This window comes from Haliscomenobacter sp., from assembly GCF_041740695.1.
Taxonomy (GTDB): domain Bacteria; phylum Bacteroidota; class Bacteroidia; order Chitinophagales; family Saprospiraceae; genus Haliscomenobacter.
Genome location: NZ_JBGSLK010000015.1, coordinates 14,474 through 27,996, shown reverse-complemented (window position 1 = coordinate 27,996; position 13,523 = coordinate 14,474). Strand labels below are relative to the sequence as shown.

Sequence of the window (13,523 nt, the reverse complement as noted above, 5' to 3'; positions counted from 1 at the left end):
GTGTGGGCAAATAGGACTGCCCACACACCGTTACTTGATTATGGTTTTTGCAACAAAATCCGTTCGGTAAAACTTTGATTGCCTGCCAGCACTCGGACGAAGTACAGACCGCTGGCCTGGTTCGACAAATCCAGGGAAGTCTCCGCCCCTTCCAGCTTTTGGCTATACACCTTTTGACCAGAGAGGTTAAAAACTTCAATCAGATCGGAAGTCCTTGTTTCTAGTTGTAGCAATTGCACTTTTAACTGCCCGGTGCTTGGGTTGGGGCTGATGCGCAAAGTAGCCTTTGCCCCGGCTTTAGATGACGGTTGGAGGAGCATCTCAGCTGCCCCATTGTTTACTAGCGGCTGAGTGGGTCTGGTAATAATGCTGTCTGACCAGGGGCTGACATTGCCATTGGGGCAAATGACCCGGAACCAGATTACCTCAGGCGCAGAACTATTACCAAAAAGAATGGCATTATTAGCAGGGACGGGAGTACCACCAATCCAGTCTGATTGGCCCTGCCTTCTTATTTGATATTTGTAAAACTCAGGGAGTTTAACACCCAAAATCCAATTCGAAAACTCATCTGCGCGCATCCAGACAATACCTGGATCAGGAGGAAGGGTACATTGGCTGGAGTCAATGGTCAATTTGGTCTCCAGCAACAAGCTATCTCCCTGCTCGCCTGGGCATTTGATGTTTACCCTAACCTGGTAAGTAGCCCCTTTGAGTAGATTTTTCAGCACAAAAAAATTGGTTCCCCGAAAATATACCTTACTCCAGCGTGAATCCTGATCCGATTTGTATTCCCAGAAATAGTCCAGATTGGGTTCGTAATTAACTGCACCAAAATCGGTTTGCAGCAAAACCGAGTCCACGCCATAGTATTTCAAGACGGCCAAATCGCCATAAAGCGGGATCAGACAAGACTTGGTTTTAAACTCAACCGTTTCGGACCAGTCAGTTTGGCGGCTAGGGTCCGCACACTTAATGCGTGCACTCAGTTCATAAGTTGTTCCAGGTAACAGATTTTCAAGAGTGGTATGCCCATTAAACCCAAGCATGTCCGCGTAAAGGTAGGCATCGGTACCTTTTATCCGATAACGATACTCACAAAGCCGAGTATTGACAGTGCTTACAAAGACATTGATTGATTCATGGGTCGGGTCTTCAAAACCGATTGATGTCGCCTCAATCTGGAAGCATTCAGAGGGCACGGTTATGGTACGGGTGTAGGTGGCAAAGCGCTCGCCACAAAATACTTTGATCTGTATTTCATAAGTAGAATCCGGGATCAACTTTTGAAAGCTAACGGAATTCTTTTCTGTTTTGATGCTATCCTGCCAACTGGAACTACCTTTCAAGCGCTGGTAAAAATGGTAGTTATATTTGAAATTCCCCGTGTTGGCATAAAAAGCGACACTCAGCTCAGGAAATCGATAAAAATCCAAACTAATAAATACCTGTTCAGGAATGGGTAAAGCACAGTTTTGGGGGGCAAATATTTTGCTTTCCGACCAGGCTGACCAGGCATTCAAGTCCTTACACAATTTGCGTACCTGAAACTCATAATTGACGCCCAATTCCAGTTGGTAAATGATCTGCTTCGAAAGACCTTGAGTGCTTAAAGTCCGCCAAAAATCGTTTGCGTCAGCTTTGCGGTAGCGCCATTGGATGTTTTCCTGAGGCTGAATACTTTTAAGGCTCAGTTCTACCTCCTGAAATCCAAGCTGGGTAATGGTCAGGTCATCGGGAGAAATGCCCTTGCAAGGATTCGCAGCCGTGTCCGGAAGGGTATTAAAGGTAACAAACTCAGTCCAGCGCACCTCATATGGCGTACAGACCAGACCCAATCTAAGCTGGTAGGTTTGTCCTGCCTTCAGGTTGGTCAAAACCAGTGAATCCTGATTAATGGTTGAAAAATTCAGCGAGGAAAAGTCATCGGGGCTATACAAGTACCAATTGTAGCGTTTCCGGGATAGATTTTGTGCAACGACTGTTGCGCCTTTGCTTTGAATGTTGCGCACTTGGATGTTTTCCGTGGTAGGCGTTACACAATCTCCGGGAAGTTTATTCTCCAACACAATCACATCCGACCATGCACTGACATTACCAGTGGGGCAAAGGACTCGAAACTGTACCTCGTAAACCGGGCCCAGGTAAAAGCCAAAGTACAGGGTACTATTGCCGCAGATGATCTTTTGGGGTTTAGCATCATCCCATGCCTGGGGGCTAGCTGGTTTAGGGCGAAAACGAATTTCAAGGTCATACCCAGCTTTCAAATTACATCTGGCTTCAACACTGTAATTGGTTGAATCCTGTTTGATCTGCAACCAGGACAACTGCGGTTTTTGGCCACAAATGTCCGAAACAGTGCGAAAGAACTTATGCAATAAAAAACTATCACTCGCTTCCCCCAAACAACCCACACTAAGCTGCACCTCATAGTCCTGATCAGGCGTGAGTTTACCCAGTGCTACCCGAACCTCATTTTGGCCTTTAGCGGCAGTCCATCCCGGGGTATTTTTGATTCGATAGCGCCATTTATATTGTAGATTATTCAATGGTTTATCGTATTCAAAAAACTCAACCATGGCTTGTATTGAATCCGTGGCGGTGTTCAACAAAGAGATTTCACCTGCATAGGGCAATTGACAATTGGGGGTTGTGAAATAAACAGGCGCTGACCATTTAGTTTCTTTTCCACAATCAATCTGGACACCTACTTCATAATTTGTACCCGGTGTCAACTGAACCAAGTCCATCGCGTTCCAATACTCGGCAAAGCTTTTCACGGTGTAGTTTTCGCTCCCTTTACTCCGATAACGTACTTTGAAGGGGTTAATAAAAGGAAGTTTTACTTCAACTCGTGCTGATGTATGGGTTACTTTTACAATTTTGATCTCCTCTGGCTTGAGTACAAAGCACTCTTCTGGCATGCTGAAGGTATTGGTAAGTGTCTTGACCTGAGTGCTGCCACTTTCGTTACAAACCAAATCCACTTCAACCTGATAAGCTGCACCAGGTATTAAAGTTGACAAATTCAGGACGTTTTCTCCCTTGATGTTGATGGAGTTCCAGGTAGTTGCACCTACTTGTCGGTAACGCCAATCGAACTCAGGAACATACCACCCGTATATGCTGCTTTCTGCATAAAGCCGTACTTTAAAAGGACTGATTACAATGGGTACCAGGCGCATCGAATCGGGAATAGAACAGGCCAGTGTTTTGAAAGAAACACTTCCCGACCAATTTGTCCAGCTGCTTTCACCTACACAAATTTTTCTAATCTGGGCCTCGTACATTCTGTCTGGCGAAAGGGTATTCAAGCCGATCAGGTAATAGCTGGTGAAGTTGTAAGGAGTCCAGGTCGAGTCTCCTTTTAAACGATAGCGCCATTCAACCCGTGAATAGTTGAAATTGGTATAGGTCAAGGTAACGCCATAAGGTGTGATTCTGGATACACTGATTTCGCTGGCCAATGCCGTACAAGGCAGTTTGTATTCTTGAGTTACCCAGGCCGTTGCTGCGCCATTTCCGCATTGTACACTCAAGGAAAACTCGTAGCGGGTATCGGCTTTTAAGTTTTTCAACAAAAACAAGTCACTATTTCCTTCGACGGGCGTACTCCAACTGAAATTGCCTTTGATTCGATAACGCCAGAGGTATTTTGCAGCCACAATTTTAGCCTGTAAAAGTACAGCCCCCTCCCCTTCGTATTGGATACTGAAGTCATTGGCATTGATGGCTGGACAGGGTTTTACAAACAAGCGGGATCGACTCCAGGGCGTAAGTTCGTTGGTGGCAATACAAAGCCCACGTGCACTAAATTCATAGGGTGAGTCGGTATTCAAAATTGGGAGTTTGCCCGCGGAGCCAGGTAAGTTTATCCAGCCCGTATCCCTTAACGCTTTATAACGCCACTGCACATTGCGCAATTTAGTGCCTTTGTACTCATACGTAATGTCTTCTGGCCCGTGATAAGTAATGAGCAATTGGGTAGAATCAGGGGCAGAACACCGTAAGTCGGGGGTTTGAATTTTGATAACTGGACTCCAATTGCTCCAGCGCGACTCGGCACATTGCACGCGTGCCTGAAAGTCATAAGCCTGTGGAAATACGAGTCCTCGCAACAAGGTACTAGAGGAGTCTGTTTTGAGGCTATCTGCCCAGATACTGGTTCCGCTTACCCGCCAGCGCCAGTAATAAGCTATTCCCTTGCGCTTGTTGGTAAGGCGGTAACTGGCTACATCCAGGTAACTCAGCGTTAGTTCGGTGGCTAATGGAGCAATGCAGGGCTCCACCTCGGTTTTAAAGGATTTGATGGGGCTGTATCCAGATACCAATGACAAGTCGGTAGTGCAAAAAATTCGAACTCTAAACTCATAGAATGTCTCTGGTCTTAAGCCTTGTACCGTGGTGCTTGAATTGCTCACTCTTGGCAAGAAGATCCAGGTTCCAGTGCTACGAACCCGATAAGAAAATTCAAAAAATCCACCTGAGCTAGATGCTAAGCATTGTAAAACTGCACTTTGATGGGTTATTTGAGTAACTCTTAATGTAGTGGAATCAGGAGTATTACAGCCTGCCAAAGTTGTGAATTGAGCAATTTTAGAATCAGCACTGACCGTGCTCAAATTGGTATTACAATACACTTTTACCTTAAATTCATAGACTGTTGCAGGTTGTAAGCTTGAGATGTAGTCGTAATTTATGCTTCTCAGCGTGCTGTTGGTCCAGGTTTCAGTTCCCTTGATGCGATAATGAAATTGGTAATACACCGCATTGGGCTGTTTGCCACAATTCATTTGTGCAGATCGAGATCCAAGCAGGCTGACGGTCAAAGTGCTGGCATCAGGTGCAGGGCATGGAATATCAAGCGTGGTGAAAGACAAGTAGTCGGACCAATTGCTATACACTCCATTCTGGCACTGTATACGCAGGCGAGCTTGATAACGGGTATTACCTTGCAATACTGCAATGGGAAAACTATCGATGCTAAGTGCTGGTGAAGCAATCACCAACTGGCTGGTGCCAGCATCCCGCAACTCCCACTGATAACGAGATGAGGTAACCCCTTGGGCTTTGAGGGTAACCGAAGTAGACGTTAGTTTTGAGAGCGCAATGTTTCTTGAACTGGTGGCGCAAGTTTGGGAAGATTGAAGATTGATGTCATAGTCCTCGGTTTCAATTACCTGTATCGAAGTATCACAAGGCCCTTGAGCCCAATTGTTCAAAGACAGAATAATTCGCATGCGGCTTGAGCCACCGCCGAGTGTAGCAGGTAATGAAAAAGTTCCCTTATTTGCAGTCCGGTAGGCGCTTTTGCCCTGGTAAACGCGCTCTCCGGCATCCTCAAAATCCCGATCGCGATTGGCATCTACCCAAATTTCCCAGTACAAGGTATCTCTGATTCGCAATATTCCACCAGGTTCAAGTTGCAAGTTGTAATCAGTGTTACTTGTCAGGGAAAGACCACTATTCTCCCGAAGCAAATATCCTTTGTTGTCCCCGGAGGTGTACGCCCAGGAGCCCAAACTGACTCGATTAAGCCAAGACGGGTTATTTCCCCCAAAACTGGCGCAATAAACCCCTCCACAACCCTGGGTTTTGAGGTTCAAAACGCTCGTCCAGGCAGAAAACGCCCCTCCACAAGCCCGGCGCACTTGCAGCTCCAATTTGGTACAAGGTTTGAGGTTCTTCAAACTCCATACATTACTCGTGAGGTTTTGTGTTTTCCAGCTGGTGTCCCCCAAAGTCCGATAGCGCAGCTGATAGAGGCTGTCTTGCGCAAAAGCCGTCCACTGTAATTGAAGCGAATTGTAGGTAGAATCGATTTGGGTGATGGAAGGGATGGTACATACTTCAGCCGGGCATGCTTCAGGATAAATCCTAAATTGACTAAAATACTGAATTCTCGCGTATTGCCCTGGTGATAAATAGTCGCGGCATCTGCTGGGACCATAAGACATGGTATTGCGGACATCCGGTTTGAACAAATCGCCATTTTTATCCCTTACCGTACCAATGTACGTACACGTAGCACTATTTACTAAACTGGTGTTGCAGCCCAATCCTTGCAAATTGGGATCAGCAGGCGTGTCACATACATCATCCCCCGTTTTTTCGCAATTGCTTCCATTTACCAATTCATCAGTCAGGGTTTCGCAGTTGGACTTGCCATGGGTGTGGTACAGACCGTAATAATGCCCCATTTCGTGAGCGAACGTAGGCTGATTCAGGTTGGTTTTGAGCATAAAAATGGCCTCAGGAGCGTTTGTCCCCGGCAAATAAGTATAACCAGCCACACTGCCGTATTCAATACTCTCTACACAAAAAATATTGATGACTTTGGAGGCTTTAAATTCTTGCCAAAGTGCTCGTTCTTCGCTGATCAGATAACTGGCATAGGGAGAAGACAGGACATTTAAGGGGGCTTGACAAGAAAAAAATTCAATGCCCGCCGGCAAAAAGGCCTTGTTCAAAGTGCTCAGGGCCAGGTTTACGTCAGCCTGCGACAAGCCAGCAGTTTTGCCAGCGTTGAATGCCACAAAACGAAGGGGCACCCGTTTGACTTCCCGCAAACGATTACGGGATAGAGGGTCTGCCTGGAACCGAGCAATGGCGTCATGGTGATGGTTCATCCACTGGATGGCAGCTGGATCGGGTGCGAACCCACAAGCAGAACCAGGCTGTGCTGCCAATAGGATCGGAAATAAACAACCCAAGAGAAAAATGTAAAACGGAGGTTTCATAGGCTAGATTTTCTTAAACAAGCGCTTAGAGCTTATGGGGAATAGGTGCACTATTTTTTTACAAATTGAAGCGATTGATTGCCCCCCGCAGTTTGCAATTCCAATACGTACATCCCAGGATTAAAGTTCCGTACAGGAATGCTTGTGCCCGAAAAATTGTCTTGTCCTGCCATCCGCCAGACTATCCGTCCTAAAGCGTCACGGACCAGGATCGAACTGACATTCAAAGGCTGTTGCAGTCTCAGTTCCAGCTGATCTTCTGTCGGATTGGGGAATAATTGTACGGCCACTTGATCGGCCAGCGGCACTTTTAGCCTTTCGGTTCCAATTGGCGTTGGCAGCGGGAACGGCAGCTGCCCTGGAGAAGGGCGACGGGTGCTGGGAGAAAAGTCAAAGCGGGTTAGCACGGAGGAAATGTAATCTTCGGTAACCAGGATGTTATTACTCAGGCGCAGGGTATCAATGTACATGGCCCCTTCCAGGTAAAAGGTTTCACCAGGGCCAGGGCGGATAAAATGAGGGTAAAAATGATTGGCAGAATCCAGCGGGAAATCAGCGATCCACTCCAGTTTCCCGGAGGGTGCAATCCGGGCCAGCCCGCCCCATTCGTACATGGTATAGTCTTCGTCGGCGTACGTAATGGGCAATTCAATGGTTCTGTCCTCCACTTGCAGGGTAGTAGGGTCGTAAGCGAGGTAGTACAAGGGCATCAACAAACGCCCGGCTGCATCTACCGACCAACTGCGATAAGGCAGAAAGGTAGATTCCAGAATGTAATCGACGCAAAGAGGAACCACCTGAGGGAGCTGCTTTTTCCAGATGATGTTTCCATCCGGGTCGATTTTGAGGATAAAGGTCGTGAGGTCGTCTTCGGGGTTCGGATTGATTCCAATATCGCTCAAGAGCACCCGACCATTGTAGTACAAAATTTCGGAATAGCTGCCCACTACATAAATGTCTCCATTTTTTCCTGCAACCATGCGGGCGTACAAGGTTTCACTATTGAATTCACTCAACCACTCGATGTTGCCATTGGCATCGTGTTTGAGGAGGTAGGTCTGGTTAAAAAAAGGGTCGATTTCAGGCAGACTTTGTAAAACAAACCCATCTCCAAAGTCCACTTCATCGCCGAAAGAATACCCACCCAGCACCCAGAACGAACCATCTGGTTGAGCACTTACATCCAAAAGCTCCAAACTGGCATCGATCTGGTCCCCTTGACGGTACCATATTAAGTTCCCGTCCGGGTCCATTTGGCAAGTGAAAATGGCATCTTCGGGCACATTTTCAATGGTTTGATCCGCGATGTAAATGCTTTCTGCGCTATTGCTGAAAAAGGTCAAAAACAGGTTGTTTTGTTGGTCCAGGTTCAGGCGCAGGTCATAAAAATAACCTGCTGCGGTGCTCACCTGCTGTCCCCAGATCAAATCGCCAGCATTGGAAAATTTGACCACAAACAAGTCTTCACAAAACGAATCGGCCCCACAACTGGAGCTCAGGTAATCATTCCGCCCCAAATAAGTGGTATCGGCACTACTGATGCCTCCCAGTACAACCTGGCCTTGGGCGTCCAACACCATGTCAAATACATCTACCGAGCCGAACTCCGATTCCCGGATCGTTCGGTACCATTCCAATTTGCCCTTGGCATTGTATTTGGCCAAAAAATATTGATAAATGCCATCGGGGTGTTCTGCCAGGAAGGTGCGCGCATCCAACTGAAGCCCCTCCTGAAACCCGCCGAGCAAATAGGAATTGCCTTGTTGGTCGACGAGCATTTCGATCAAGGGGCCACCTTCTTCATCCGCAACATCACTATCGCTGATGTCAATTTTGGCAGCCCAGTGGTAGTTGGGCCTTTGGGCAAAAGCCGAGCTGGATACACCCAGCACAAAAAGGGTCAAGAAAATAGGGTAGTAGTATTTTTTCATAAAATGAGGTGCTTTACAATGGGTTAAGGATGCAATAAAATGAGTCGTTCACTGAAAACAGTTTGCCCAACTTGCAGGCGCAGGAAATACACTCCGGGGGCTTGTCCTGAAAGCCTGACCTGCGGTGGAAGGCCAGCGCTGAAGTTTAGCTTTGCCTGTTGTACCTGCTGACCGGTGCTGTTGAAGACCCGTACCTGGCCTTCGCCCTGGAGGGTATTCGGGACTTGCAGGGTGAACAGGCCCGCATTGGGATTCGGGATGACGCGCAACTGTGGAGTGCTTGACTCGGCAGTAAGGCCCACGGGATTCAACTGTAGATCTGGCTCAACAAGGCCAGCGGCTGGGGTTGTAATGGCCCATTCATAATCTTCGGTCTCCAGGACGATCCCTCCCTTTCCACAGGCATCTACCTGCCCGCTCTTGGAAAGGCTAATCCGCATGCGGTAAGTGCCTGCGAGGGAATCAGGAAAAGCCAGGCTTCCTTGCACAATGGCGCTTCGCCCACGGCTTTTGGCTTGAAAAACTTGTTCGCCGGGGTCATTAAAATCTTTGTCTTGGTTGAAGTCAACCCATACCCGCCAATACAAGGTATCTCTTGCGCGGGTGAAGCCTCCCGGCTGCAAGGCTAAGGGGTAGCTTTTTCCAGCAGTGATGCTCAGGTCATTGGGGGTAAAGAGGTCATAGCCACCATCGTCGCCAGTATTATTTGACCATTCACCCAAGCTCAGCTGGTTGATCCAGACACTTTCGCTGCCCCCCAGGCTGGTACAATACCCATCGTTGTTGGCACAACCCTTGGTGAACGCCAGGGTAGGGGCCGACCAGCCCGTGTAGGCATCCCCGCATTGGGCGCGAACCTGAAACTCGATGCGGGTACAGGCGCCAAGGTCATAGGCCAGCCACTTGTTGCCATAGATGGCTTTGAGGGGAACCCAGGTGGTATCTTCCCTGAGGCGATAACGCGCCTGAAAAACGGATGCGCTTCCCGCAGTCCAATCAAACTGCATCAATCCCGGACTGAGCTGGCTTGCCACCACCTGAGGAATGGGACAGATTTTTCGCCCAGAACAATCCTCCGCGTACAACCTTATATTTTCGGCAAAAAAGCGCATGCGCTCGTATTGCCCTGGTGTAAAACGCGTGGTGCAATGCTCCCAGGTATACGCCATGATGTTGGTGGGATCGGGCTGAAAAGGATTGCCTACACGATCCACTTCTGTACCGATGTATGTACAGGAAGCGGAATCGACCAGGCTTTCACTACAAAACAAGCCCTCTAAATTGGGGTCAGCGGGCGTGTCACATACGTCATCTCCAGTACGGGCGCAATTGGGATCATTGACCAATTCATCGGTGGTGCCGCAGTTGGATTTGCCGTGGGTATGGTACAAGCCGTAGTAGTGCCCCATTTCGTGCGGAAAGGTAGAGGTAAGTAGTTCTTCCTGGAGGAGGAACAATGCCTCAGGCCCATTCCGCGAGGGGAGGTAGGTGTACCCCAACACGCTGCCAAAATCAATGTTTTCAAAGCAAAAAATATTGATGATCCCGGAGCGGCCATAGGTGTTCCACACGTTGTCTTCGTCCAGATCGCTGTCAAAATCAGCGTAACGGGAGGAAATGATCCGCCGCAAGTTTTCACAGGCAAAAAACTCCACATTAACCGCTTGAAAAGTTCTATTGAGTGCGAGTAAGGCCCGGTCAAAATCGGCTTGGGTGAGGCTGGGGCTAGTGGTTCGACTGGAAAAAACCACCAAACGCACGGGGACCCGGATGGGTGCGCGCAATTCAGGGCTGGCAAGTTGCCCAAAACGGTCGATCGCTTCCTGGTATCCCTTCATGATTTCGAGCTGGCGAGGGTCTGGTTCAAAGGCGCAGTGCTTTCGCTGGGCAAAGGTGATGATGGGCAAAAATACAAGCAGGGTCAAGTAAAACAGTTTTTCCATTCGTTTTAACATTATTGATGCAAAAGCATCTTGAATGGGTGTGCTGGACGCACACCCAGGATATTTTTTGTTGAAAAAATGTCCAATTAACGATTCGTACTCAGTAGGAGTCGCTCTGTGAACACCTGCTGACCTATTTTTAAACGCAGCAAATACATTCCCGGGCTTTGATTACTCAGGTCTAAGCCCAATGTTTCACCGGCATTTACAGGCGTTTTACGGTTGAGTACTTTTTGCCCGGAAACGTTGTATACTTCCAACCAGCCTTCCGGTTGATCAGCGGGGGTTTCTGCCGGAAGCAAAATGTTGAACTGGCCATTACTGGGGTTGGGGGCGATCCGCAGATGTAAAGATTTGCTCACAGTTTTGTTAAGAACGCCAGGTTGCCAGGGTTCGTAATAATCTGACATGTAAATGGTATCCGACCAAGGACTCACACTTTGATCGGGGCAAATGATGCGGAACTGAAAGGCACTTAAACGATAAACTTCAGTTTTTTGGTTGGCAGGCATAATTAAGCCCCTATAATAACTTGGCACCCACTGCCCATTTTTGATGTCGAATTCCCGGATTCCCCAGCGGTAGGTTTCTGGCAAACGGCAAGAAATCTTTGCATGGCTACTCAAGTTTGAAGCATCAATATTCAACAAACTGGTATCCGGTTTTACGCCACATTGTGTAGGGGTGGTACTTAAATATATACTTCGTGAAAAAGAATCCAGGGCGCTTTGAGCACATTTTACAAACATTTGCACTTCGTAATTGCTTGAAGGTTTGAGACTCCGTAATATGGCTTGTTTTTGAGCTCCGGTTGAAAAAGTTACCCAATTCAAGCTGTCCCGCATACGATACCTCCAATTGTACACCAGCGCAGTAGTATCATAAGGCTGATTTCCAAAGTAGGCTTCAATCGTAGCGGAGGAATCCTGCGGGGAAATCTCAAAAACATCAATTCCACCAGAAATAGGGAGCGAACAACTTGTGGTTCGATACGTGATAGGATCCGACCAGGGCAGTTGAGTTCCATCAAAACAATATCCACGTACACTTATTTCATAGTTAGTTCCAGGTGGGAGGTTTTGGAGGTACCTTGACCATTGGCCCAAACTAAGAAGGGTATCGTAACGGGTTGAATCCTGTTGGCGAATCCTAATTTGGTAAGGTACCGAATCATCAAAATCTGGCAACTCAATCCGTACCCAGGTCTTGGTTGCAAAAATTTCAATCCTGGATTCATCAATCTCCACGCAGGAAAGGGGTAAAGCTTTTGTTTCAATCACCGTAATTGGATTTAAACTATCCTGAGTACAAAATACCTGGAGTCGGATTTCATAGGTTTTCCCGGGCGTCATGCCCCTCAATATCCCTGAAGGTCCAGTGGTTTTCAGCGGCTCAGACCAGATTTCCTGGCCTTTTTCCCGGAAGGACCAACTGTAACTTGCTTGGGATTCAACAGTAGGAGCAGCGGAGATCCAGCTGATTTGAAAGGAAGGATAAGCAGCAAAAAAATAACTAAAATGGCTGGTAGCAGCTGGGTGAACTTGTGGACAATTCGATGCCGCTAAAACTATACTTTTTGACCAGGCACTCCACTGGCCTTTTTCACACTCTAAGCGCAATTGGACTTCAAATGATTCCGCAAAAAGGGTATCCACGTAGAAAAAACTTTGATAGGTAGCATATTCTTTCCAGGCCGTTTCCCCTACGACGCGGAATCTCCATTGATAACCAATGCCATAGAACGGGTAGCTAAATTCGGTTATCTTAATAAAAATGTTCCTTTGGACACGAATGGAGTCAAAAATGGGTCCAGCACAGCGCAATGGCTCGGTTCTGAAGTTTTTGGAAGCACTCCACTCACTTTGGGTACCGTTTTGACAAAGGACTGACAACTGCGCTTCCATCTCACGGTCATACAATTCAAAATCCAGGGTATCCTTGTTGCGATTTGAAAAATAAAGCCAGTTTTGCTCACCTTTAGGGCGGAAGCGCCAGGAATAGGCGGCAGCCGAAAGGTTCGTAGCAAAAGTGTACTTAAGCCCATCAATTGATTCTATCAAAATGTTTTCCACTTTAGGGCTGTCACAAACCGGGGTAGGCGTTTTAAAAACTGCCGGTTCTGACCACGGACTGAATACATCCTGATAACATTGGAGTTGTACTCTTGCCACATAAGTATTGCGGACTTTTAGGCCGCGAACCAACACCGTATCATACAATAAATGCTCAAATAGTTGCACAACTGCACCGTACTCATCCCGCACCTCCAAATTATAGGAAAGACTGGCGGGCCGCTTGACAATGATGCGGGCACTACTGTCTGTAATGGCCTCAATGACGATGTTCTGAGGTTCAAGAGCGGAACAGGAAGGCAGGCCTTCGAGGGGAAAATCGTAATCTTCTACCTCCAGTACTTTTGAACCTTGCTCGCAGGAGCCTACAAATCCCGTTTTGGAGAGCACCAGTCTCAACCTTGACTGGCCGTTTAGTACATAATAGGGGATAACCATATTCCCTTTAGGTTGGGTCCTTTGGAGTGTTTTTGCTTGAAAAACCCGTTCATCAACATCTTCAAAGTCGCCATCACCATTGGCATCTACCCAGATTTGCCAGTAGAGCGTATCTTGAACCCGCGGAGTCCCACCCGGTTCTAACTGTAGGGGGTAAGAGGTGCCTGGACGCAGGTTCAGTTGAGCATCTGTTTTATAAAGATAGCCATTGTTATTCCCGGATTGGTGACTCCAGGCCCCAATACTGATCTTATTGATCCATACATTGGTACGGGTTCCTTTGCTCGCGCAGTAGTTTGGTCCTGTTTGAGCAAAAGACCAAAAAGGCAGACAAAATAACAACACGATGCCGTAGAATAAGGCTGAGGTGTAGATCAACTTCATGGAGTTATAATTTGA

The 13,523-nt window shown here is 47.5% G+C and carries 4 protein-coding genes; all 4 read right to left on the bottom strand.

Annotation, left to right across the window (positions count from 1 at the left end; translation table 11 throughout):
• Window positions 1–38: 38 nt before the first annotated feature.
• The 4 genes from ACEW9O_RS02290 to ACEW9O_RS02275 all read right to left on the bottom strand — a co-directional run bounded on the left by ACEW9O_RS02290 (window position 39) and on the right by ACEW9O_RS02275 (window position 13,508).
• On the bottom strand, window positions 39–6,740 hold the full coding sequence (locus tag ACEW9O_RS02290; protein WP_373548500.1) for a fibronectin type III domain-containing protein: 6,702 nt from the start codon (window positions 6,738–6,740) through the stop codon (window positions 39–41).
• Between the two features lie 50 nt (window positions 6,741–6,790).
• Window positions 6,791–8,671 carry a T9SS type A sorting domain-containing protein gene (locus ACEW9O_RS02285; protein ID WP_373548499.1) on the bottom strand — a complete coding sequence of 627 codons (1,881 nt, stop codon included), beginning with the start codon at window positions 8,669–8,671 and terminating at the stop codon, window positions 6,791–6,793.
• Between the two features lie 23 nt (window positions 8,672–8,694).
• A complete protein-coding gene (locus tag ACEW9O_RS02280; protein ID WP_373548498.1) occupies window positions 8,695–10,614 on the bottom strand; it encodes a zinc-dependent metalloprotease in 1,920 nt (639 codons plus the stop codon).
• 86 nt (window positions 10,615–10,700) lie between these two features.
• Window positions 10,701–13,508 (bottom strand): T9SS type A sorting domain-containing protein, encoded by a 2,808-nt coding sequence (locus ACEW9O_RS02275; RefSeq protein WP_373548497.1) that lies wholly within the window; start codon window positions 13,506–13,508, stop codon window positions 10,701–10,703.
• Window positions 13,509–13,523 lie beyond the last annotated feature (15 nt).

Bases quoted from the DNA above. Each gene is read 5' to 3' on its own strand.
- ACEW9O_RS02280 (WP_373548498.1), bottom strand. From the start codon at position 10,614: ATGGAAAAACTGTTTTACTTGACCCTGCTTGTATTTTTGCCCATCATC.
- ACEW9O_RS02285 (WP_373548499.1), bottom strand. From the start codon at position 8,671: ATGAAAAAATACTACTACCCTATTTTCTTGACCCTTTTTGTGCTGGGT.
- ACEW9O_RS02290 (WP_373548500.1), bottom strand. From the start codon at position 6,740: ATGAAACCTCCGTTTTACATTTTTCTCTTGGGTTGTTTATTTCCGATC.
- ACEW9O_RS02275 (WP_373548497.1), bottom strand. From the start codon at position 13,508: ATGAAGTTGATCTACACCTCAGCCTTATTCTACGGCATCGTGTTGTTA.